The organism is Labedella phragmitis, assembly GCF_004078635.1.
Lineage (GTDB): Bacteria > Actinomycetota > Actinomycetes > Actinomycetales > Microbacteriaceae > Labedella > Labedella phragmitis.
On record NZ_RZNB01000004.1, the window covers coordinates 1 to 21,540 of the forward strand.

A 21,540-nucleotide genomic window follows, 5' to 3' on the forward strand; every position below is an offset into this window, starting at 1 on the left:
CTGCGGCGATGTGCCGGTGGGTGGGGGCGAGGACGGAACCGGTCGGCGACAACATCGGGGTCACAGCTTCACCGACACGGATACGGTTCTTCGCTGTACCGACCGATACCCCGGTGAGTGCGGCGAGTCCTTCTTCCGCGGTGGCGTGACCGAGCTGGCCGAACGTGTCGACGGGACCGCCCGAGCGGGACTTCGCGTCGCCCGCGAGACGGTGGCGGAGAGCGTCGACGACGCGACCGAGGGACTCGACCTCGGTGAGAAGAGTGAGGTAATCGTCACCGGAAAGGCGGCCGGGGACGAGAGCGCCGAGGGGCGCGGCGAGTTCGTCGACCGCGTGCGCGATCGCGACTCGAAGCTGCGTCTCGTGTTCCCCCATAGGAACAGTGAACAGCACACCACCGACATTCACCCGGAGAGTCACCCCAGGGTGGAAAAGCCGGTGGGCAGCCGTTTCGTGGACGACGGTCAGGCTCAGGATGACGCCCTCCGTCAGGCTCAGGGACCGTGGGGGCGGAGTCCGTCGAGCTTCTGCTTCGCGAATCGCCCGAAGTCGCCCAGGAGGGTGACCAATTGCGTGACACGGTGATATAGTTGACGCTCGCCAACTATTGACGGGAGACAGATGTCACGCGGGGACGAGAGCGCGAAGCGCACCACGAACACACCGGCCACGAGCGCCGCGCCGGAGGGCTCGCCCGACGGCTCCATGAACCACCGCCAGGTACTGCAGGCCCTCTCGGGGCTGCTCCTCGGCATGTTCGTGTCGATCCTCGCGGGAACCGTCGTCTCGACGTCGCTCCCGCTCATCATCTCCGAACTGAAGGGCGATCAGTCCGCGTACACGTGGGTCGTCACCGCGACGCTCCTCGCGACCACCGTGTCCACTCCCCTGTGGGGCAAGTTCGCCGACCTCTTCAACCGCAAGCTGCTCATCCAGCTCGCGCTCGGACTCTTCGTCCTCGGTTCCGCGGCCGCCGGTTTCGCCCAGAACACCGACTGGCTCATCGTCTTCCGGGTCTTCCAGGGCCTCGGCGGTGGTGGCCTCGCAGCGCTCAGCCAGATCATCATGGCCGACATCATCAGCCCGCGTGAGCGCGGCCGCTACGCCGGACTCTTCGGCGGCGTCATGGCCGTCGGCACGGTCGGAGGCCCGCTTCTCGGCGGCCTCATCACCGACGCGTTCGGTTGGCGCTGGAACTTCTTCGTGGCGCTCCCGGTCGCGATCATCGCGATCATCATGCTCCAGGCCACGCTGCACCTCCCGAAGCGAGCCAAGCGCAAGGTCACGATCGACTACGCGGGTGCCGTGCTCATCGCGGGCGGCGTCTCGCTCTTCCTCATCTGGATGTCGATGGCCGGCAAGCAGTTCGACTGGATGTCCCTCGAGACCCTCACCATGGTGACGGGCGCCATCGTGCTCCTCGTCGCGGCCGTGATCGTCGAGCTCAAGGCCAAGGAACCGATCATCCCGCTGTCGATGTTCCGCAACCGCACCTTCACCCTCGCGGTCGTCGCGAGCATCTCCGTCGGCGTCTCGATGTTCGGCACGGCCGTCTTCCTCGCCCAGTACATGCAGTTGGCCCGCGGCGCCACACCGACGCAGTCCGGCCTCCTCACGATCCCGATGATGGCCGGCCTCCTCATCGCCTCGGCCTTCTTCGGCTCGCTCATCAGCAAGCGCGGTCACTGGAAGGCGATCATGGTGACCGGCGGTGTGCTCGCCGTCGTCGGAACCGCTCTCCTCAGCACGCTCCACTACGACACCCCGTTCGTACTCGTCGCGATCTACATGTTCGTCCTCGGCGCGGGCCTCGGCATGCTCATGCAGAACCTCGTGCTCGTCGTGCAGAACTCGATCGAGGTGCGCAACCTCGGCGTCGCGACGAGCGCCGTGACGTTCTTCCGCAGCCTCGGCGGCACCGTCGGCGTCTCCGTCCTCGGCTCCATCCTCGGCACGGTCGTGGCCGACGGCATCAAGGACGGCATCGCCGACCTCGCCCCTGAGCAGCAGGCCGCGGCGGCCCAGGCCCTCGGCAGCGGCACGATCCCGCAGGTCAACCAGCTCCCGGAGGCGATCCGAGTCGTCGTCGAGAGCGCGTACGGCACGGGCGTCGGGCAGGTCTTCTTCTACAGCGTCCCGCTCGCGATCATCACCCTCATCGCCGTCGCCTTCCTGCCGAACGCCCGCCTCGGTACGCTGAACGCGGTGCAGTTGAAGAACGAGAAGGGCGGCGCCGCGACGGAGTCCGGGGCGCCGAGTGAGCTCGTGGTCGCGGAGGACGCGCTCATCGACGTCTCGACGGCGTCGGTCGCCCTCCCCCCGGTCGGCACCTCGCACCCCGACGGCCGGCGGTCCGACGACGAGAGCCCTGACGGAGGCCGATCGCGATGACGATGCCGGAGGTCGACGGCGGCACGCAGGACACGAGCGCGGAGAGCTCGTCCCCGATCCACGAGGTCGAAGAGCAGATGAGCGTGCTCGCGGGCAAGATCCGCGTGAGCATCCGCAACGCGGCCGCCGCCGTCGACCCGTCGCTTCAGCCGTTCGGGCTCAAGATGCTCCGCATCCTCGAGCGGCACGGCCCCGTGCACGCGGGGGCGGCGGCGGAGATGCTCTCGGTCGACCGCACCGCGATCAGCCGGCAGTCGCGTCAGCTCGAGGACCTGGGTCTCGTCGCGACACGTGCCGACACCGAGGATCGACGGGCCCGCTTCATCGAGTTGACGGACCTCGGTCGCGAACGGCTCCGCAACGCCGGGCCCACGGGTTTCAACTCGCTCCAGCGCGTGCTCGGCGAGTGGAGCGACGACGACCTCCGGCAGTTCGCGGGCTACCTCGCACGCTGGGTGGAGGGCTGGGATGCTCTCGACGCGGAGACGGGAATCTCGGACGAGGCCGAGGCCGAGGCTGAGGCCGAGGGCCCGGCGTCCTCCGACGACGCCTGACCCTCTTCTGCGCATCACCTGACGGACTGGATGAGTTCGAGCAGCGCCTCGCCGTACGCCTCGGCCGCGTGGTCGCTCGAATAGGTGCGCTCCTCACCGTCGATGCGCGCCGTGACGGTGTAGAGGGTCCGTCCGCGCAGACCCTCCTGCACGCGGGTGAGGGAGACGAACGCGCTTCGCAGCAGTTCGCGGAGCTGGTCCTCGCGCGGCAACCAGAGCGCGTCGTCGAGAGCGACCGAATCGAGGGCCCACTCCGTCGTGCCGTTGAAGCCGAGGATCGTCCCGCTCGGGTACTGGTGCGGTTCGATCGTCATGTCGCTCACGGTGAAGACGTCGCCTTCGAAGTCGTCGCGAGCGATCTGGAAGGCGTCGCCCGACGACGGCGCCCACGTGAGGCCGGCGGTGCGGAGGCGGGAGGCGAGGGCGGTGGAGATCATGTCCCCATCCTGGTGTGTGCAGCGGGGATTCCGCTGAGTCGGCGGTGCGACGCCGACCCAGCGGAAGAGTGGGAGCGGCCTAGTTGTAGTTCCCCACCAGGTTGTGAACACTGAAGTCGGGTGATGATGCGAAAGGATGCGGCGCCGATGCTCGTTTTGGTAGGTTGGGCGAACCGGAAGTAGAAACGCAGCGTCCGACTGCGCGCATACGTGGCCGTGGGGCCGCCACTTCTCTCTTTTGAGGAGTGTGCTATGCCTGCGAATCGAACCGCCCCGAAGTCGTTGCGTGCTGCAGCGGTGGCTTTGGTTGGCCTGTCGGCCGTGTTCCTGTTCGAGATGCTCGACAATTCGGTCCTGAACGTCGCGCTTCCCACGATTGGGACCGAGTTGCATGCCTCGACCGCGGCGTTGCAGTGGGTGACGAGCTCTTACGCTGTGGTGTTCGGCGCGTTGATGCTCGTTTTCGGCGCTCTGGCTGATCGCGCGGGCCGTCGCCGGGTGATGGTCGTCGGTTTGGTTCTGCTCGGGCTGGCGAGCCTTGCCACCGTGTTCGTGACGACCGCCCCGCAGCTGATCGTCGTGCGGGCGGTGATGGGCGTGGCGGCGGCGATGACAACGCCTGGCTCGTTGGCTCTTGCGTTCCGGTTGTTCGAGGAAGAGTCGTTGCGGGTACGTGCGATCACCGTGATTTCGACGGTCGGGCTCGTTGGCCTCGCGATCGGGCCCGTGGTCGGCGGCTTCGTCCTGCAGTTCGCGCCGTGGCAGGCGCTGCTGGTCGTGAACGCGCCGATCGCGCTCATCGCCCTCGTCTGCATTCGTCTCGGGGTGCCCGCCGACCGCCCCGAGGACCTGCACCCGCAGTGCATCGACATTCTCGGTGCGATCCTCGGCACGGCCACGATCGCAATCGCGCTTCTCGCACCCACCTTGTTCATCTCCGACGCCGGATCCTGGGGCCCGTGGGACGCCACAGCGGCAGCAGTCGTGTCCGGAGTCATGTTTGTGATCCGCGAACGGACTGCCGCGCATCCGCTGCTCGAGTTCGCGCTGATTGCCCGCCCCCTCGTCTCCAGCGGGTTGGCGTTCAAGGCCGCGGCGGGCCTCGCGGTCGCGGGACTGAGCTATCTCGTCACGCTGCAACTGCAGCTCGACTGGGGATGGACCCCTGCGCAGGCCGCCCTCGGCATGCTCCCACAAGTCGTCGTGCTCATCGCCGGGGGAACGGTCATCTCGCCGTTGATCAAACGGATCGGCATCGACAACGCCGCCTGGGTGAGCGCAGTCGTGGTCGTCGCGGGCCTCGCTGTCTACGCCGTGTTCGGCAGGCTCGGGTACGCCTGGATCGCTGTCGCGCTCATGCTCGTCGCCGCGGGGATGCGCATCGTCGGCGTCGTCGCCGGCAACAACGTCATGCGCGGCCTACCCGCCGACCGCACAACCCTCGGCGCAGCCCTCGTCGACACGGCAAGCGAACTCACCACCGCCATCGGCATCGCCCTCACCGGAACCATCCTCGCCGCGATCTTCACCGGCAGCATCACCACCCAGCCCTGGACCATCGGACAGATGGCCCAGTTCCGAGCGGCGACGACCCTAGCCGCAACCGCCCTCACCGTCCTCGCCGCCCTCCTGGTCGCGCTCGGCATCACCCGCGGACGCACACGCCGATGAGTCAATGGATACGCGGAATGTTCGAAGCCCAGGCGAATCCGCGGCGGCAGAGGCACGCTCACGTCGCATGCGGCAGACGGCACCTCCGTGGGGGCGGAGGCGCTCGTGACTCACGCTAACGCTCCTTTGACGCCGGAAGGACGCCGGAGGCTTGCAGTCCTCGTCATCGATCGGGGCTGGTCGCTGCGACGGGCCGCCGAACGGTTCCAGTGCTCGCCCGCGACGGCGAAGCGGTGGGCGGACCGGTATCGAGCAGGTGCCCCATTGACGGATCGCAGCTCGCGTCCTGCGTCGTCGCCCGGCAGGCTGCCGCGGCGGACAGAGCGGCGGATCGTCGCGTTGCGATTCACTCACCGGTGGGGGCCGCACCGGATCGCGTATCACCTGCAGCTGCACCGGTCCACGGTGGGGCGGGTGCTGGCCCGTTACCGGATGCCGCTACTGGCCGCCGTCGACCAGTCCACGGGCCTTCCGGTGCGCAAGCCGAAGCCGGTGCGATACGAGGTCGACCGGCCCGGTCGGCTCGTGCACGTGGACATCAAGAAGCAGGGCCGGATCCCTGACGGTGGGGGCTGGAGGGTCCACGGACGCGGCTCCGCCCAAGCACGGAAAGCCGCCACGGCTCGCGACCGGGCTGCACAGGCAGGAACGGGAGCACCGCACGGCTACCGCTACCTGCACCACGCCGTGGACGACTACTCGCGGGTGGCGTACTCGGAGATCCTCGACGACGAACGCAAGGAGACCGCCGCCGGCTTCTGGCAGCGGGCGAACGCGTTCTTCCAGAACATCGGGATCACGGTGAGCGCGGTGATGACTGACAATGGCTCCTGCTATCGGTCCCGCGCATTCGCGGACGCCCTTGGCGAGAACGTGAAGCACAAGTGGACAAAGCCATTCCGGCCGCAAACGAACGGGAAAGTCGAACGCTTCAACCGAACCCTCGCCGCCGAGTGGGCCTACGCGCGACCATACGCCAGCGAGCAGGAACGCGAGGCCACATACGAGACATGGCTGCATCACTACAACCACCATCGACCCCACACCGGCATCGACGGCCAAGCACCCTCAGCCCGCGTTCACAACCTCACGGGGCGGTACACCTAGTCGCCGGACGTCACCGCGCCGAGCTGGTCGAAGATCGCCGTGTTCGCCTCGAACGCGGCGCGCGCCTCGGTGACGAGCACGTCGCGCTCGATCGCATCGAGTTCCATCGCATCGAGCGCGTCGCGGTAGCCGCGCTTGTACGGCACGAGGGCGCCGAGGTCGTCGAAACGGAAGAAGGACAACTGCTCCTCCGTCGCGCCGTAATGACGCCGGAGCATCGTCGCCATGACCTGCCCACCGGACAGGTCGCCGAGGTACCGGGTGTAGTGGTGGGCGACGAGCCGGATCGGTTCGTCGCGGGCGATGGCTCGGAGGTGCTCGGCATACACCTGCGTGGCGGGAAGCGCCGGGATCCGCTCGCGCCAGTCGGGAGCGCCGAGCGCGACGAGGTCGGCCTCGATCACGGCCGCCCGGTCGAGACGTCGGTCGTGCAGGACGGCCGGGTCGGAGTCCGCGACGGCACGGGACTCGAGCGCCGCGTAGACGCGCGCGAACTGTGCGAGATACACGGTGTACGCCGCGAGATCGAGCTTTCCGCCCATGAGCGCCGTCATGAACGGGCGCGACTCGGCGGCGCGGTGCTGCGCCTCGGTGGTTTCACGGAGAAGAGCGGCGACGCCGAGCGCCGGAGGCTCGACGACGGAAGCGATTCGGGTGTCCATGGCGTCACTCTACGGCAAAGGGTAGGTTTACCTAAGTACTTAATCTCGTTAGGGTAGGCATACCTTCCTTTCCCTCCTCGTTCGAGAGATCAGCACCGACGTGACCGCCCTTCGCCGTTCCCCATTCCTCCCCGTCATCGCCTCTCTCGTCCTCCTCCTCGCGGGGCCGGTCCTCGCGGGATGCACGTCTGCAACGTCCGGCGACGACACCGCGGGGGTGGCCACGCCGCGCCTGGCCGACGTGACCGCCGTCAATGAGCCGCGCTCCTGGGAGGGCCCGAGTACCGCCGTCGCCCCCTCGTCCCCCGTCGATCCCATCACCGAGGGCGAGCAGTCCCTCCCCGTCACGGTGACGGACCGGCAGGGCACGACCGTCGAGATCGACGACACCTCCCGCATCCTCGCCCTCGACATCTACGGCTCGCTATCACGGACCGTGTTCGAGCTCGGACTCGGCGACCAGGTCGTCGGTCGGGACGCCTCGAGCGGCTTCACCGAAATCGCCGACCGGCCGCTCGTGACGCAGAACGGTCACGACCTCAACGCCGAGGCGATCCTCGAGCTCGCGCCCACGCTCATCATCACCGACACGAGCCTCGGCCCCTGGGACACGGTCCTGCAGATGCGCGACGCCGGAGTCGACGTCGTCGTCGTCGACTCGCACCGCGCGATCGACTCGATCGGCTCGCTCGTCGGAGAGGTCGCCGCGGCGCTCGGCGTCCCCGAGCGGGGCGCGCTGCTGGCGGAACGCATCTCGGTGGCGGTCGATGAGACCGTGGCCGAGATCGCGGGCATCGCACAGGCCGACGGCGAGAAGCTCCGCATGATCTTTCTGTACGTGCGGGGGCAATCGGGCGTCTACTACATGTTCGGTGAGGAATCCGGCGCCGACGCCCTCATCACCGCTCTCGGCGGGGCCGACGTCTCATCGGAGATCGGCTGGTCGGGGATGAGACCGATCACCGACGAGGGACTCGTCGCCGCGAACCCGGATCTCGTCCTCGTGATGACGGGCGGGCTCGAATCCGTCGAGGGCGTCGACGGACTGCTCGAGGCCGTCCCGGCGCTCCAGCAGACCCCCGCCGGCGAGCACCGCCGCGTCGTCGACATGGCTGACTCTCAGATCCTGAGCTTCGGTCCGGACACGGCTCGCGTCCTCGAGGCGCTCGCCGTCGCGGTCTACGCGCCGGACGCGGCAGCCGCCGGCGCCGCGGGATGAGCGCCGCCGCCACCGCACTCGGACCCGCGCGGTCGAGCGCGCCGGTCCGGGTCCGCTCGGCCGGTCCGCGGCGAGTGCTCGTGCTGACGCTCGGCGTGGCAACGGTCGTCCTCGCCGTCGTGTCGGCGGGGCTCGGTCAACTCGCGATCTCCGTTCCGGAGATCCTCGGTTCGCTCGCGGCGCACACGAACGACGCGCTCGCCTCGATCGGCTGGTCGGCGGTCGTGCTGCCGGAGACGGCCGCTCCGGCGCACCCGAACGCCGATGCGACCCTCTGGATGATCCGCTTCCCCCGCATCGCCATGGCGCTCGTCGTCGGAGCGGCGCTCGCCGTGGGGGGCGCTCTCATGCAGGGCGTGTTCCGAAACCCGCTCGCAGAGCCCGGTGTCGTCGGGGTGTCGTCGGGCGCGGCCGTCGGGGCCTCGATCGCGATCCTCACGGGGGCCTCCTTCGCCGGGCCACTCACCTCTCCCCTGTTCGCCTTCGTCGGAGGGCTCGCCGCGACCTTCCTCGTCTACTTCGCCGCGCGTTCCGGCGGTCGCACTGAGGTCGTCACGCTCGTCCTCACCGGCATCGCCGTCAACGCGGTGTGCGGGGCGGGGATCGCGCTCGCGACCTTCCTCTCGACGACGCAGCAGCGGGAGCAGATCGTGTTCTGGCAGCTGGGCTCGCTCAACGGCACGCGTTGGCAGGACGTCGCGATCGTGCTGCCCATCACGATCGTCGGGATCATCGGCGCGCTCACGCTTTCCCACCGCCTCGACCTCCTCGCCCTCGGCGAGCGCCAGGCGCGCCACCTCGGCGTCTCGATCGAGAGCACGCGCGTGATCGCGATCGTGCTCGTCGCGGTGCTGACGGCCGCGGCGGTGTCGCTCTGCGGCATCATCGCGTTCGTGGGACTCGTCGTCCCGCACCTCGTCCGTCTCGTCCTCGGGCCGGCACACCGCGCGCTCCTCGCCGTGAGCGCTCTCGGCGGCGCCTTCCTGCTCCTCGCTGCCGACACCGTCGCGCGCACGGCCGTCCCGTACGCGGATCTACCGATCGGCATGCTCACCGCGCTGGTCGGCGGTCCCTTCTTCTTCTGGCTGCTGCGCCGCGCCCGCGTGCGGGCGGGAGGCTGGGCGTGAGCGCCGTCCTCGAGGCCCGCGGTCTCCACGTCCGCTACGGCGAGCGCGAGGTGCTCGCCGGGGTCGACCTCGCCGTCTCGCCCGGCGAGCTCGTCGCTCTCGTGGGACCGAACGGCGCCGGTAAGTCGACCCTCCTGCACGCCCTCACGGGTGACGTCGGCCTCTCCTCGGGGAGCATCGCGCTCGACGGACGGCCGCTCGGGGCGATCCGTACCCTCGACCTCGCGCGGCGGAGGGCCGTCCTGACGCAGTCCAACGAGGTGTCCTTCCCCTTCACGGCCGTCGAGGTCGTCGAGATGGGGCGGGCGCCGTGGCGCGGACGCCCCGAGGCGGACGAGGACGACGCACGCATCGCGGCCGCCGCCGAGGACGCGGAGGTCACGACCCTCCTCGAGCGTCGCATCACGGAGCTGTCAGGCGGCGAACGGGCGCGGGTCGCCTTCGCCCGCGTTCGTGCGCAGTCGTGCGAGATCGTGCTCCTCGACGAGCCGACGGCGAGCCTCGACATCCGCCACCAGGAGCGTGTGCTCGCGCGGCTCGCGGACCACGCCGATGCGGGTGGTGCCGCCGTCGTCGTGCTGCACGATCTCGATCTGGCGGCCGCCTACGCCGACCGCGTCGTGGTTCTCGACGGCGGCCGCGTCCGCGCGGACGGCCCGCCCCACGTCGCCTTCACCTCCGCTCTCCTGACCGATGTGTACCGTCACCCGCTCTCCGTGCAGGTCGTCGACGACGACGTGCACGTCCGTCCCGTCCGTCACGTCTCCCGCTCTCGAAAGGAGCAGCCGGCGAATGCCTGATCGCTTCCCCCTCGGCGCCCATCGCGTCCACCGTCTCATGACCGCTACGACGGTCTCCGCGCTCGCGGCAGGCGCCATCGTGCTGTCGCCGCTCTCGGCCCCGTCGGCATCCGCCGAGGCGCGCGTCACGATCGAGGGGGCGTCGGCCGCCGACCCCGAGTTCGCGACCTCCGTGACCGTTTCCGGATCCGGTTTTCAATCCATCACTGGCGGCTTCGGGGGTGTCTACGTCCTCTTCGGCTGGGTGGCCGAGGGCGCGTCGTGGCGGCCGAGCAACGGCGGCGAGGTCGGGAGCGACTACCGCTATGTGCCCGATCAGGAGGCGAAGGAGAACAAGGGCTTCCAGCGATTCGTCGCCTTTCCCGGCAGCGACACGGAGGACGCGGCGAACGCCGTCATGGAAGTGGACGGTTCGTGGCGCGTCGACATGGTCGTGCCCGGCGCGACCTTCGAGAGCCAGGACCGCGGCGGCGGCGTGAGCGAGGTGGACTGCCTCGCGGTACGCTGCGGGATCATCACGATCGGCGCGCACGGCGTGAAGAACGCGAACAACGAGACGTTCACTCCGATCGAGTTCGGCTCGACGCCGGGACCGTCGGACGGCGCCTCGGACGACGGAGGCGAGGACGCCGCGGCGGCTCCGAGGACCGATTCCGCCGCGGCCGCCGCGCGCGTCGGCTACACGACGACGACAGCGATCCCCGGCCAGGCGCTCAGCTTCACGGGTCAGGGCTTCTCTCCGGGAGAGCTCATCGTCGCGACCCTCGACGACGGCGTCTCGGCCGTCGGCCCGCTCACGGCCGGGCCGTCCGGGGAGATCGCCGGCGTCCTCCCCCTCCCGGCCGACCTCCGCGTGGGCACGCACCTCCTGACCCTCACGGGAGCCGCGTCCGGGAAGGTCGCCGAGAGCGACGTGACCGTGAGCGCCGATGCGACGGCTGCCGCCGGGGCCGCGCCCCCGGCGGCCCCGCCGACCTGGCCCTACATCGCGCTCGGGATCGCGATCCTCGTGGCTCTCGTGCTGCTGCTGCTCAGCATCGTGACGTCGATCCGCCGCGTGCACCGTGGCCGCCGTCTCCGCCGGGTCGACCTCGCGACGGGAGCGGAGGCATGACGGGCGCCACGAGACGCGGTCGGACCGCGCGCGCCGTCGCCACTCTCGCGCTCACGGGCGGCCTCGTGCTCGCGGGCACCCTCCCCGCCGCCGCGACCGGCATCCCGCCGGCGACGAACGACTCCGACGACGGTCTCCCGATCGGTGTGACGGTCCCCGAGTCGACGGAGCCCCCGAGCCACGGTGCGACCACGGTCGACGACGCGCAATTGTGGTGGGGGCTGAGCCGGGAAGCGAGTGGCGGCGCATTCGCGGGCGGGTGCAACTTCCTGAGCGCGGGCCTGGCCGGCGATTCCGGCGGAGCGCGCGTGTGGGGCGCGGTCGACGGGCTCTACTCCGCTCGCGAGGGCGACGTCGAGATCGTCAAGGCCACGGCGGCCGGCGAATGGCAGCGCGCCTCCTTCGAGACCAAGTGCCTCGACGCCGCCGGCAACGCAGTCACCGCCGCCTCGCTCTCCTCGTCGACGGACTCGCAGGTCGTCTTCTCGGGCGGCGCGGGCAGGATCGGCGACGACGGCGTCGACCTGCGCTGGACGGGATCCTTCACTGTCGCCTTCTATGGCGGCATGACCTATTGGAGCGCGAGCGACCCGGTCCTCACGGTCGATGCGAGCGGGACGGGGCGGCTCACGGCGACCCTGAGCGGCTATGGGACGAGCATAGAGGACTTGTCGACGTGGGAGCCCATCCCCGGTCGCACGGTCGTGCTCGCGGAGCTGCGTGACGTCGAGCTCGGGGAGGGCGGATTCCAGGTCCTGCCCGAGTACGTCGGCGTCGAGGCGGCGGGAGCCGGCCAGGTACCGCGGACCGAGGCCAACGCTCCGTATTGGGGAGCCTTCCCCGCCACCTTCCTCGGGTTCCAGAAGCTCACGGGACAGACCGGCTACTGGCTGACGTCCGGCGGTCAGCGCGACCCCGCGAAGCCCGCGACGCCCATCACGGTGAACGCGGACGCGCGAGCGCCGGCGATCGTTCCGACGACGGGCGGAGGTGCACCCTCCGGCGGCGGAGCCACGGAGATTCCGCGGAACGATGCGGTGTTCGCGCCTCGCGGTCCGACCACGAGCGCTCCCCCGGCTGTGGCCGCCACGCCGCAGGGGACCGCCCAAGCGGCATCGACGGTACAGCGCGCGAACGCGCCGCTCGTGCCGGGTGCGTCGGACGTACTGACCCCGCTCGTGCTGCCGCTCGGCGGCACGCTTCTCGCGATGCTCGTGAGCGTGCTCGCGTCGCTGCACCTCGCCGGGCGGCTCCGGTTCCCCTGGTCGCGGGCCTGACGAGCGCGGAAGCCGTCAGGCCGGGAGCGGTCGTCAGGCGGGGCTCGTGCCCTCGAGGCGCGTTCGGGAGCGGCGCGCGAGCAGGATGACGGCGAGAATGATCACGAGCGCTCCCGCGAGGATCAGCAGGGTCGCGATCGGAACCGCCGCGAGCGAGTACGGCGCGACGACGGCGTCGAGCTGGGTGGCCCCGACGCCGACGCTCGTGGGGATGACGTCGACCGCTCCGCCGAGCCATGCGAGCGCCGCCACTCCCTCGAGACTCTGCCGGACCGCCAGGCTCGATCCCGGGAGGATCTCGGGCAACTGTTCAGCTCCCGTAGACATCGCTGCCACGCCGAACGGACCGTGGGCGGAACTCGCGGCGACGGCCGTGACTCGCGTGTCGCCCGTGTTGGTGAGGGTGTAGGAGACGTCGAGACGCCCGAGCGCGAACGGATTCCACACCCCATCGAAGGAGACCGTGGGCTCCGACACGTCGACGGAGGGCGAGAGCTCGCCGGCGACGCGGATGTAGAGCCGGCTTCCGAGGCGGCGGTCGACCTGGACCTGCGCGCCGGCGTCATCGGAGAGCAGGGAGGTCACGATGCCGGCAGGGTGATCGCCGGGCCGGGCGTCCGCGGGGACCGTGAGGGTGAACGGCACGATCGCCGTCTCCCCCGGATCGAGGTCGACCTCGGTCGCCCCGAGGCCGACCCATGTACCCGAGTCGACCGATTGCTCGTCCGCCGGGAGGAGATCGATCGTACCCTCGCGAGTCGTGAACGCGTCCGCGGCGTAGACACGGAGTGTCAACGGCATCGCTCCGTCGTTGCGCACCGTGAAGGCGTCCTCGATCGTCGCTCCCGGATCGAGCGCGTACTCGAAGAACGGGCGACCGGTCCCGAGCGGGCCATCGGCGGGTCCGACGCTCCAACCGGCGGTGTCGGCCGCTACCGGGGTCCTCACCCGAGCGGCTTCGTGCGGCATCGGCTCGGCTGCGGCTGCAGCGGCGGTCGCGGAGACCCCGGGAAGGACGAGAGCCGCGACGAGCGCGGCGGCGGCGAGGAGGGGGGATGCGACGGTACGGGTCATGACGGGGTCCTCGAGTCGGGAACGGAGGGCGGAACGGAGGGCGGAACGGGACGGGATACGGGAGGGCGCACGAGAGGTGCGCGAGACGCGACGAGGCGGTACCGGGCCGCAGGGCCCGGTACCGCCGTCGAGATGGAGTCGGATCAGCCGAGCGCGGTCACCGTGAGGGTCGCGGCGTAGTCGCCGGCCGGGGTGTCGCTCGGGATGACGAGCTCGAGACCCGCGTCGATGTTCGCGCTCGCGGCCGTCGTGCTCGATGCGAGGGTCGCCGACGAACCGAGACCCGCGCCGCCCGAGAGCGTCGAGGGTACCGGGGCACCCGCGGTCACGCCGGCACCCGCCGACGAGACGCTCGGGCTCCAGCCCAGGTAACCGGCCGAGAAGTCGGCGGTTCCGGAGCTGAACTCCGACACGCTGCCGGAGATGCTCCACGAGTACGCGCCGGCGCCGCCCGACCGCGTGTCGGTCACGGCGATGGTGTTGAGTGCGCCGTCGGCCGTGAAGGTGCTGCCGACCTGGACGGCGGTGCCGAGGCTCACGGCGTCGGCCGAGGTGAAGGCCCAGCCGAAGCTGCCGGTCTCGGGCTCGGGCGCCGCGGGCACCGTCACGTCGATGTCCTGTTCACCCTCGCCGGGCTCCTCCCCGCCCGGGTTCGTGCCCGGGTCAGTTCCGGGGTCGTTCGCGAGCGAGTACGAGACCGCGAGCGGCGTCGTGGGCTTCGCCGCGTCACGCGAGCCGCCGGAGCTGTACCAGTAGCTGCTCTGACCCGTGAGCTGCTGGAAGTCGACGAAGCTCTGCGGGAAGGATCCCCACGTGGCGCCCGTCGTGGTCTGCGGCGTGCCCGCCGTCGTCACGGTCCTCCCCAGGTAGTCGGGGGTGACGGTGAAGCCGTCCTCGTCGGCGGCGGCTCCCGTGATGTCGGCGAGCACGATCTCGCGCCCCGAGACCGGAACCCACTGCGTCATGTCCTCCATGCTCGCGCCGTAACCCGATGCGGTCGCAGTGAGCTGCCCGTTGCCGGCAGCGTCGAGCGAGAGGACGGGGTCGGTCGCGGTCCAGTAGGTCAGGCCGCCGTAGAAGGCGACCGTGAAGGACCCGGTCCAAGCGATCTCCGTCGAGCCGTCGGCCGCGACCGCGCCCTCGCCGCCGTCGAACACGACGGCGTTCTTCGACAGCGAGGTCGTCGAGCCCGCCGAGACGGGCGTCCCTTGCGGCGTCTCGCACTTCGTGGTCCACGTGGGCTGGACGAGCTCTCCCGCTGCGTTCGGCTTCACGATCGTCACGTCACCGTCGGAGGTCGAGTAGAACCCGTCGGCCTCCGTCCACAGCCGTGAGCTGCCGGTGTTCCCGGCGGTTCCGGCGCTCAGGAAGTTGCAGCCGCCGAAGAAGGCACCGCCGCCGGCTTCGCCGCTGAGACCCCACGTGAACGAGGCGTCGGTGATCTGCCCGGCCGGCGGAGCCGCGTTCGCCGCCGTCGTCGTGCCGAGAGCGGCGCCGAGCGAGAGCGCCGTTGCGGCGACGATCGCGGCGGTACGACGGGCGGCTGAACCGCTCCGGCGCGGTACTGCTGAATCCACGGGTTGTCCTTTCGATAGCGGGACCCCCTCGAGAGGACGCGGCTGCGCCGGTCGATTCGAGACGGTTAGGTAAGGCTTAACTTACTGAGGACAGCCTTACCTTTGCAACGAGGACTTCACGCGCTCTCGTCCCGCCGCCCCTCGCGGACGTCGCGATGGAGGATCAAGAGCACCTCCGAGCGGAGCACGTCGGGAGCGAGGAGCCGACGGCCCACGGTTCCGGCGCGAGGGCCGGAAGACCGTCACTCGCGAGCGCGCGTCCCCGCCTCCCCCACCACGTCGGGAAGACGCTCGGCCTCGGATTCGAGCTGCTGCACGAGCGACGAGTCGCGCCCCATCTCCCGCTCGAGCTCGTGGGCGAGGGAGTCGAGTTCCGCGCCGCCGGCCATGAGGCTCGTGAGCTGGCCGAGGGTGATCTCGCTCTTCTCGAAGTTGCCGAGGCTCGTCCCGCGATTCAGGAGCAGGAATCGGTCGCCGACGGGGTAGGCGTGGTGCGGGTTGTGGGTGATGAACACGACGCCGAGCCCCCGGTCCCGCGACCGCGCGATGTACTTGAGCACGACGCCCGACTGCTTGACGCCGAGCGCCGCCGTCGGCTCGTCCAGGATGAGCACGCGCGCGCCGAAGTACACGGCGCGGGCGATCGCGACGCACTGCCGCTCGCCGCCCGAAAGCGTGCCGATCGGCTGGTCGACGTCGCGGAGGTCGATGCCCATGTTGTCGAGCTCCGTGTAGGTGATGCGCTTCATCTCCTTCACGTCGAGGCTGCGGAACGGGCCGACGCCGCGCGTCAACTCGGAGCCGAGGAAGAAGTTCCGCCAGACGGGCATGAGCGGCACGACCGCGAGGTCCTGGTAGACGGTCGCGATACCAGCGTCGAGAGCGGCACGCGGCGACGAGAAACGCACGGGCTCGCCGTCGAGCAGGAGTTCCCCCTCGCTCGGCGTGTGCACGCCCGCGAGGATCTTGATGAAGGTGGACTTGCCGGCGCCGTTGTCGCCGAGGACGCACGTGACCTCTCCGGCGTTGACCGTCGTCGAGACACCCGAGAGGGCGTTCACGGGACCGTAGCTCTTCCCGATGTCGCGCACCTCGACGACGGGCGCCGCCGATCGCTGCACGGCCGGTGCTGGGGTCGTCGCGCTCATCGGGCGCCTCCTGCCCTGGTTCGAACGAAGTGGTTGAGGAAGACCGCGAGCAGGAGCATCGCGCCGAGGAACGTGCGCAGCCAGTTCGTGTCCCACTGGGCGAAGGTGATGCCCTGGAAGACCATGCCGTAGATGAGGGCCCCGAGGGCCGCGCCGATCGCGGAGCCGAAGCCGCCCGTGAGGAGGCAGCCGCCGACGACGGCGCAGATGATGTAGATGAACTCCTGCCCCACACCGGTGTTGGCCTGAACGGTCGAGGTGCGGAAGAGCGAGATCATCCCGACGAGCCACGCGGCGCCGGCGGTCGTCATGAAAAGACCGACCTTCGTCTTGAGGACCGGCACGCCCACCTGGCGCGACGAGTTGAGCTGCCCGCCGACGGCGAAGATCCAGTTGCCCGCCCGCGTGCGCAGGAGCACCCACGTCGCGAGGATCGTCGCGAGGAACCACCACAGCACGGAGACGTAGAACGTGCCTCCCCCGATCTGGATCGACGAGCCGAAGAGCGGCTGCACCGAGTCGTAGAAGGGCACGTTCGTCATACCCTGGATCGCGACCTGGCCGGTGATGAGCTTCGTGACCGCGAGGTCGATGCCGGCGAGGACGAAGAACGTGCCGAGGGTGACGATGAAGCTCGGAAGCCCCGTCCGCATGACGAGGAACCCGTTGAGCGCCCCGACCGCGAGGGCCGCGACGAGCGACACGAGGACCGCGACCCAGATGTTGAGGCCGTAGTGGCTCGTGAGGACCCCGACGATGAGGGCCGTGAACCCCGTCATGACGCCCGCGGAGAGGTCGAACTCCCCGCCGATCATGAGCAGTGCGACGGCGACGGCCATGATGCCGAAGGTCGACGCGGACTCGAGCCACACGCCGGCGCCCGAGAGCGTCATGAAGTTCGACGTGTAGACGGAGAAGAAGAGCATGACGGCGAGGGCGGCGACGAGGGCGCCGATCTCGGGACGGGCGAGGATCTTGCGAAGCGGGCGGCTTTCGAGCCGCGGCCGGTTCCCGACGGTCACGATGTCGGTCGTCGTCATCGTTCCGCCCGTCCGTTCCGTCTCGTGCGGGTGGGCGTCGTCACCCGGGTGAGCATCGTCATCGTTGCGTCCTTTCGTTGCGACGGTGGGGCGGACGCGCCGCCCCACCGTCTCGCGTCGGTCGGGCTAGCGGGTGCCGTTGGCGGCGTACTCGGCCACCTCCGCCGCGTTCTCCTCGGTCACGAAGGCCGGACCGGAGTAGACGGGCTGGCCGCCGCCGATCTGGTTGCCGTTGACGGAGTCGAGGTAGAGGGCGGTGACGCCGAGGAAGCCCTGCACGTACGGCTGCTGGTCGACCGCGAACAGGATCGCACCGTCCTCGATGTTCGAGACGACGTCCTCCGAGAGATCGAAGGTCGCGACTGTCGCCTCGCTGCCCGCCTCGTCGACGGCCCCGACGGCGTCGATCGCGTACTGGCCCCCGAGGGTCAGGATGCCGTCGATGGACGAGTCGGCCTGGAGTTTCGACTTGATGGTCGCCTTGACCTCGGCGTCGTTCGTGCCGTCGACCTGCAGGTTCTCCATGGAGCCCGTGAACGTCGATGCGGCCGATCCGCAGCGCTCCTCGAGTCCGACGTTGCCGGCCTCCTGGATGACGCACAGGACGTTCGTGAGCCCCTCCTCGCTCAACCGGTCTCCGACGGCCTCGCCTGCGACGGTCTCGCTCTGGCCGATGTGGGTGAGTGCGCCGAACTCGGCGGAGCGTTCGATGCCGGAGTTGATCGTGACGACGGGGACGCCGGCGGCGACGGCCTTCTCGATGCTCGACTGGAGACCGTCCGGGTTCGCCATCGAGACGACGATGCCGTCGACGTCTTGCGCGACGGCGTTGTCGATGAGCTGCGACTGCTTCGCGGGGTCCGGGTCGGCGTTGTACGTGACGGTCACGCCGTAGTCGGATCCGGCCCGCTCGGCGCCGGACTTGACGCGGTCCCAGAAGGCGTCGCCGGGTCCCGAGTGGGTGACGACGGCGTAGGTGAGGTCGAGGGAGGCGGATTCTGAGCCGCCGCCGGAGCTTGCCTGGGGCTCCTGTCCGGTTCCGGAGCAGGCGCTGAGGAGAAGAGCCGCAGTGGTGGCGATTCCCAGCCCCACGAGGAGTTTCTTCGTCATTGAGGGTTCCCTTCGGTGCGGATCGTCTCGTCGTCGAGTCGTCCGGGGTGACGTCGGTGTCGAGTCGAGTTTCCGCTACGACACCCCAAATGTCAATACATTCTGTCATCCATGTATATTGATGCTCACTCAGCGTCGAGGAAGGGCACGTCATGCCAACGAAGCAGCACATCGGGGTCGGTCTCGTCTCGGTCGGGTGGATGGGGCGCGTGCACGCGCGCGCCTACGGTGCCGTCCGCGTTCACTATCCGGACGCCCCCGCCGTCGCCCGGCTCGTATCGGCCGCCGATGTGAGCGAGGACGCGAGGACCTACGCGGCGGACGCGCTCGGCTTCGAGCGGACGACGGACGACTGGCACGACGTCATCGCGGACCCGGACGTGGACGTCGTGTCGATCTGCACCCCGAACTTTCTGCACCGCGAGGTCGCCGTCGCGGCAGCAGCCGCTGGCAAGCCGTTCTGGATCGAGAAGCCCATGGGGCGGGGCTCTGCCGAATCGGCCGACATCGCCCGAGCGGCCACGGCGGCGGGGATCGTGACCTCCGTCGGCTTCAACTACCGTCACGCGCCCGCCGTCGCCCGTGCCCGCGAGCTCGTGCGGAGCGGCGCGCTCGGCCGGATCACGAACGTGCGCGTCTCCCTGCTCGCCGACTACTCCGCGGACCCGCGCGGCGCGCTCACGTGGAGGTTCCAGACCGGACTCGCCGGTTCGGGGGTCCTCGGTGATCTCCTCTCGCACGGCGCCGACCTCGCGCAATACACGGTCGGGCGCATCGAGGAGGTCACGGCCATGACGGAACGCTTCATTCGTGAACGGCCGCTCCCGGCGTCGTCGTCCGCCGGCCACTTCTCGCTCGGCTCCGAGTCGGGCCCGACCGGCACGGTCGAGAACGAGGACTACGCGGCCCTGCTCGTGCGCTTCGCGTCCGGAGCCGTCGGTGTCATGGACTCGAGCCGTGTCGCCGTGGGTCCGCACGCCGAGTACGCGCTCGAAATCTACGGAACGCTCGGCTCGCTGCGGTGGGACTTCCAGCGATTCAACGAGTTGCAGATCGCGGATTCGCGGGACGGGTATCGCACCGTCATGGCCGGTCCGGGATTCGGCGAGTTCTCGCGCTTCCAGCCCGGTCAGGGCACGAGCATGGGCTTCGACGACCTCAAGACGATCGAGGCGCAGCTCTTCCTGCGCTCGGTCGTGGAGGGGCGGCAGCTCGCTCCCTCCGCGTCGGACGCCTGGTCGGCCGCCGAGATCGTCACGGCCGCGCTGCGGAGCGCGGAGGATGGGACGTGGCAGCCCGTCGCGGCGGTCGACGGACCGACGACGACAGGAGAATGACCGCGGGCACGACGGGACGGTCGGCCCATGATCAGTCCAGCATTCGGCTACGCCGTGAACGCCGCCCGGAACGCCTCGAGAGCGGCATCGTCGTCGCCGCTCGCCCACGCCTCGAGCCCCACGACGCCGTCGTATCCGAGCGCCCGCAGCTCGCGAGCCACGGCCTCGTAGCGGATCTCACCCGTGCCGGGCTCGCAGCGGCCGGGCACGTCGGCGACCTGGATCTCCCCGACCCACGGAAGCGCCTCGCGGACGAGTTCGATGAGGTTCCCCTCCCCGATCTGCGCGTGGTAGAGGTCGAGGTTGAGCCGGAGCCCCTGATCATCGACCGAGCGGACGAGCGCGAGCGTGTCGGCGGCCCGCGCGAAAGGCGTCCCGGGGTGGTCGACTGCGGTGTTGAGGTTCTCGAGGGTGAAGACGCGGCCGGCACGCCGCCCGAGCTCCGCGAGCCGAGCGAGGGTGTCGCGGGCGCGCAACCAGTCGTCGCCGTCCACGACGCCGCGCGGACGCACCGGGAGCCCGTCGGGATCGAGTCCCGTCCCGTGGAGGTTGAGCCGCGGGGAATCGATGAACTCCGCGGCGCGTAACGACTCCTCCGCCGTCGCGAGGAGCGCGGCGATCCCGTCGACCGTCGTGAGGTCGCCGTGCAGGTATCCCGTCATGGAGGAGAAGGTCGCTCCCGTCGCAGCGAGCGCGGGGAGATCCTTGGAGGACCAGTCCCAGATCTCCACCGCGAATCCGCCGTCGTGGAGTCGAGCGACGCGCTCGACGAACGGGAGGTCTCGGTAGAGCATCTCGGCGGACGCCGCGAGCCGGTACGTCATGATCGCGGTCAGCTCAGGTCCACGGTCACGGCGACGTGCTCGGTCGCCGAACGCTGCGCCGCGTCCGCGAGCAGGAGCGCAGCGCGGCCGTCCTCGAACGTCGGGCTCGTGGACGGCTCGCCCCTCACCAGTCGGACGAACTCGCGGAGCTCGGCCGCGTACGCCTCGGCGTACCGTTCCAGGAAGAAGTTCTGGTACGGCGGGCGGCCCTCGACGACCGTCGCCGTGGAGAGGCTCACGAGGCTCGTCGGCGCGTTCGCGACCTGCAGGACGCCGTCCGGACCGAACGCCTCGAGGCGCTGGTCGTAGCCGATCGCGCTGTGCCGCGAGTTCACGATCGAGGCGATCGCCCCGGAGGCGGCCCGCAAGGTCGTGACGGCGGTGTCGAAGTCGCCGTGCTCGCGCGCTCCCGCGTCGAAGACGGTCGTACCGACGGCCGAGACCTCCACGATGTCGGGAAGGAAGAACCGCGCCATGTCGAAGTCGTGGATCGTCATGTCGCGGAAGATCCCGCCCGACACGGCGATGTAGGCGGCGGGCGGCGCCGCGGGATCGCGGCTCACGATCGAGAGGTGCTCGAGCTCGCCGATCTCGCCGGCGGCGACGCGGGCGCGGACGCTCGCGAACGCCGGGTCGAAGCGGCGGTTGAAGCCGAGCGCGACGGGTACCCCCGACGACCGGACCGCGGGGAGCAGCGCGTCGACCCTCGCGATGTCGAGGTCGATCGGCTTCTCGCACAGGGCGGGGACGCCGGCGTCGATCGCGGCGGCGATGAGGTCGACGTGGGTCGCGGTCGGCGAGGCGATGAGCACGGCGTCGACGTCACCGGAGGCGAACACCTCGCCGGCGTCGTCCGTCACCGTCCCGCCGAAGCGCTCCGAGACGGCGCGTGCACCGTCCACGAACGGATCACAGACCCACGCGAGGGTCGTATCGGGGTCGGCGGCGATGCTCGCGGCGTGCACCTGTCCGATGCGTCCCGTGCCGATGAGTCCGAAGCGGAGGGGCTGAGTGGTCACGTTGAGTCCTGTCTTCTCCGACGAGGTGATGGCTGCTGACGGTGTGATGGC

General features: G+C 70.0%; 20 protein-coding genes. 10 read left to right on the plus strand and 10 right to left on the minus strand.

Annotation, left to right across the window (positions count from 1 at the left end; genetic code table 11):
- Nucleotides 1-376: hypothetical protein (locus ELQ90_RS10460; RefSeq protein WP_133425022.1), on the minus strand; the 376-nt coding region annotated here is incomplete at its 3' end.
- 330 nt (nucleotides 377-706) lie between these two features.
- Between ELQ90_RS10460 and ELQ90_RS10465 the strand changes: the two genes are divergently transcribed.
- On the plus strand, nucleotides 707-2,392 hold the full coding sequence (locus ELQ90_RS10465; RefSeq protein WP_128495535.1) for an MDR family MFS transporter: 1,686 nt from the start codon (nucleotides 707-709) through the stop codon (nucleotides 2,390-2,392).
- Entirely contained in the window at nucleotides 2,389-2,946 is a 558-nt protein-coding gene (locus tag ELQ90_RS10470; RefSeq protein WP_128495241.1) for a MarR family winged helix-turn-helix transcriptional regulator, read from the plus strand. The genes ELQ90_RS10465 and ELQ90_RS10470 overlap by 4 nt, the downstream gene beginning before the upstream one ends.
- A 14-nt stretch (nucleotides 2,947-2,960) precedes the next feature.
- On the opposite strand, the gene ELQ90_RS10475 is transcribed toward ELQ90_RS10470, so the two are convergent.
- On the minus strand, nucleotides 2,961-3,383 hold the full coding sequence (locus ELQ90_RS10475; RefSeq protein WP_128495242.1) for a pilus assembly protein CpaE: 423 nt from the start codon (nucleotides 3,381-3,383) through the stop codon (nucleotides 2,961-2,963).
- Nucleotides 3,384-3,635: 252 nt separating this feature from the next.
- On the opposite strand from ELQ90_RS10475, the gene ELQ90_RS10480 reads away from it, so the two are divergent.
- Together ELQ90_RS10480 and ELQ90_RS10485 are read left to right on the plus strand one after the other, a co-directional pair.
- Complete coding sequence (locus ELQ90_RS10480) at nucleotides 3,636-5,054, plus strand: MFS transporter (RefSeq protein ID WP_128495243.1); 1,419 nt, start codon at nucleotides 3,636-3,638, stop codon at nucleotides 5,052-5,054.
- Nucleotides 5,055-5,159: 105 nt separating this feature from the next.
- Nucleotides 5,160-6,161, plus strand: a complete 1,002-nt coding sequence (locus ELQ90_RS10485) for an IS481 family transposase (protein ID WP_128495536.1) — start codon at nucleotides 5,160-5,162, stop codon at nucleotides 6,159-6,161.
- Here ELQ90_RS10485 and ELQ90_RS10490 read toward each other — a convergent pair.
- Nucleotides 6,158-6,823 (minus strand): biliverdin-producing heme oxygenase, encoded by a 666-nt coding sequence (locus tag ELQ90_RS10490; RefSeq protein ID WP_128495244.1) that lies wholly within the window; start codon nucleotides 6,821-6,823, stop codon nucleotides 6,158-6,160. The two genes, ELQ90_RS10485 and ELQ90_RS10490, sit on opposite strands and share 4 nt — an antisense overlap.
- Before the next feature lie 100 nt (nucleotides 6,824-6,923).
- Between ELQ90_RS10490 and ELQ90_RS10495 the strand changes: the two genes are divergently transcribed.
- The 5 genes from ELQ90_RS10495 to ELQ90_RS10515 are packed head-to-tail and all read left to right on the plus strand — an operon-like array spanning nucleotide 6,924 to nucleotide 12,360.
- Complete coding sequence (locus ELQ90_RS10495) at nucleotides 6,924-8,042, plus strand: heme/hemin ABC transporter substrate-binding protein (protein ID WP_243696132.1); 1,119 nt, start codon at nucleotides 6,924-6,926, stop codon at nucleotides 8,040-8,042.
- On the plus strand, nucleotides 8,039-9,169 hold the full coding sequence (locus tag ELQ90_RS10500; RefSeq protein WP_128495246.1) for a FecCD family ABC transporter permease: 1,131 nt from the start codon (nucleotides 8,039-8,041) through the stop codon (nucleotides 9,167-9,169). Before ELQ90_RS10495 ends, ELQ90_RS10500 begins: the two co-directional genes overlap by 4 nt.
- Nucleotides 9,166-9,969 carry a heme ABC transporter ATP-binding protein gene (locus ELQ90_RS10505; protein WP_243696133.1) on the plus strand — a complete coding sequence of 268 codons (804 nt, stop codon included), beginning with the start codon at nucleotides 9,166-9,168 and terminating at the stop codon, nucleotides 9,967-9,969. Before ELQ90_RS10500 ends, ELQ90_RS10505 begins: the two co-directional genes overlap by 4 nt.
- Nucleotides 9,962-11,083: a hypothetical protein gene (locus ELQ90_RS10510; protein ID WP_128495247.1), complete on the plus strand. Its 1,122-nt coding sequence runs from the start codon at nucleotides 9,962-9,964 to the stop codon at nucleotides 11,081-11,083. The genes ELQ90_RS10505 and ELQ90_RS10510 overlap by 8 nt, the downstream gene beginning before the upstream one ends.
- Nucleotides 11,080-12,360: a hypothetical protein gene (locus ELQ90_RS10515; protein WP_128495248.1), complete on the plus strand. Its 1,281-nt coding sequence runs from the start codon at nucleotides 11,080-11,082 to the stop codon at nucleotides 12,358-12,360. The genes ELQ90_RS10510 and ELQ90_RS10515 overlap by 4 nt, the downstream gene beginning before the upstream one ends.
- Nucleotides 12,361-12,393: 33 nt before the next feature.
- Here the strand turns inward: ELQ90_RS10515 and ELQ90_RS10520 are convergent, their stop codons facing one another.
- The 5 genes from ELQ90_RS10520 to ELQ90_RS10540 all read right to left on the minus strand — a co-directional run bounded on the left by ELQ90_RS10520 (nucleotide 12,394) and on the right by ELQ90_RS10540 (nucleotide 18,309).
- Nucleotides 12,394-13,434 carry a WxL protein peptidoglycan domain-containing protein gene (locus ELQ90_RS10520; protein ID WP_128495249.1) on the minus strand — a complete coding sequence of 347 codons (1,041 nt, stop codon included), beginning with the start codon at nucleotides 13,432-13,434 and terminating at the stop codon, nucleotides 12,394-12,396.
- A 143-nt stretch (nucleotides 13,435-13,577) separates the two neighbouring features.
- Nucleotides 13,578-15,011: a hypothetical protein gene (locus ELQ90_RS16630; protein WP_166408993.1), complete on the minus strand. Its 1,434-nt coding sequence runs from the start codon at nucleotides 15,009-15,011 to the stop codon at nucleotides 13,578-13,580.
- A 242-nt stretch (nucleotides 15,012-15,253) separates the two neighbouring features.
- Entirely contained in the window at nucleotides 15,254-16,159 is a 906-nt protein-coding gene (locus ELQ90_RS10530; protein WP_128495250.1) for an ATP-binding cassette domain-containing protein, read from the minus strand.
- A complete protein-coding gene (locus tag ELQ90_RS10535; RefSeq protein ID WP_128495251.1) occupies nucleotides 16,156-17,199 on the minus strand; it encodes an ABC transporter permease in 1,044 nt (347 codons plus the stop codon). The genes ELQ90_RS10530 and ELQ90_RS10535 overlap by 4 nt, the downstream gene beginning before the upstream one ends.
- 126 nt (nucleotides 17,200-17,325) lie before the next feature.
- Nucleotides 17,326-18,309, minus strand: coding sequence for a sugar ABC transporter substrate-binding protein (locus ELQ90_RS10540; RefSeq protein WP_128495252.1), 984 nt, complete (start codon nucleotides 18,307-18,309; stop codon nucleotides 17,326-17,328).
- 152 nt (nucleotides 18,310-18,461) lie between these two features.
- Between ELQ90_RS10540 and ELQ90_RS10545 the strand changes: the two genes are divergently transcribed.
- Nucleotides 18,462-19,646, plus strand: a complete 1,185-nt coding sequence (locus ELQ90_RS10545; RefSeq protein ID WP_128495253.1) for a Gfo/Idh/MocA family protein — start codon at nucleotides 18,462-18,464, stop codon at nucleotides 19,644-19,646.
- Nucleotides 19,647-19,693: 47 nt separating this feature from the next.
- Here ELQ90_RS10545 and ELQ90_RS10550 read toward each other — a convergent pair whose 3' ends face one another.
- Both ELQ90_RS10550 and iolG read right to left on the minus strand, forming a co-directional pair.
- Nucleotides 19,694-20,470, minus strand: a complete 777-nt coding sequence (locus ELQ90_RS10550; protein ID WP_128495254.1) for a TIM barrel protein — start codon at nucleotides 20,468-20,470, stop codon at nucleotides 19,694-19,696.
- Between the two features lie 8 nt (nucleotides 20,471-20,478).
- Entirely contained in the window at nucleotides 20,479-21,489 is a 1,011-nt protein-coding gene (iolG, locus tag ELQ90_RS10555; protein WP_128495255.1) for an inositol 2-dehydrogenase, read from the minus strand.
- Between the last annotated feature and the right edge of the window lie 51 nt (nucleotides 21,490-21,540).

What these genes read in the sequence shown, in the direction of transcription:
- ELQ90_RS10475 (WP_128495242.1), bottom strand. Translation starts at nt 3,383, where the DNA reads ATGATCTCCACCGCCCTCGCCTCCCGCCTCCGCACCGCCGGCCTCACG.
- ELQ90_RS10545 (WP_128495253.1), top strand. Translation starts at nt 18,462, where the DNA reads ATGCCAACGAAGCAGCACATCGGGGTCGGTCTCGTCTCGGTCGGGTGG.
- ELQ90_RS10520 (WP_128495249.1), bottom strand. Translation starts at nt 13,434, where the DNA reads ATGACCCGTACCGTCGCATCCCCCCTCCTCGCCGCCGCCGCGCTCGTC.
- ELQ90_RS10500 (WP_128495246.1), top strand. Translation starts at nt 8,039, where the DNA reads ATGAGCGCCGCCGCCACCGCACTCGGACCCGCGCGGTCGAGCGCGCCG.
- ELQ90_RS10470 (WP_128495241.1), top strand. Translation starts at nt 2,389, where the DNA reads ATGACGATGCCGGAGGTCGACGGCGGCACGCAGGACACGAGCGCGGAG.
- ELQ90_RS10530 (WP_128495250.1), bottom strand. Translation starts at nt 16,159, where the DNA reads ATGAGCGCGACGACCCCAGCACCGGCCGTGCAGCGATCGGCGGCGCCC.
- ELQ90_RS10550 (WP_128495254.1), bottom strand. Translation starts at nt 20,470, where the DNA reads ATGACGTACCGGCTCGCGGCGTCCGCCGAGATGCTCTACCGAGACCTC.
- ELQ90_RS10490 (WP_128495244.1), bottom strand. Translation starts at nt 6,823, where the DNA reads ATGGACACCCGAATCGCTTCCGTCGTCGAGCCTCCGGCGCTCGGCGTC.
- ELQ90_RS10510 (WP_128495247.1), top strand. Translation starts at nt 9,962, where the DNA reads ATGCCTGATCGCTTCCCCCTCGGCGCCCATCGCGTCCACCGTCTCATG.
- ELQ90_RS10480 (WP_128495243.1), top strand. Translation starts at nt 3,636, where the DNA reads ATGCCTGCGAATCGAACCGCCCCGAAGTCGTTGCGTGCTGCAGCGGTG.
- ELQ90_RS10515 (WP_128495248.1), top strand. Translation starts at nt 11,080, where the DNA reads ATGACGGGCGCCACGAGACGCGGTCGGACCGCGCGCGCCGTCGCCACT.
- ELQ90_RS10540 (WP_128495252.1), bottom strand. Translation starts at nt 18,309, where the DNA reads ATGACGAAGAAACTCCTCGTGGGGCTGGGAATCGCCACCACTGCGGCT.
- ELQ90_RS10465 (WP_128495535.1), top strand. Translation starts at nt 707, where the DNA reads ATGAACCACCGCCAGGTACTGCAGGCCCTCTCGGGGCTGCTCCTCGGC.
- ELQ90_RS10535 (WP_128495251.1), bottom strand. Translation starts at nt 17,199, where the DNA reads ATGACGACGACCGACATCGTGACCGTCGGGAACCGGCCGCGGCTCGAA.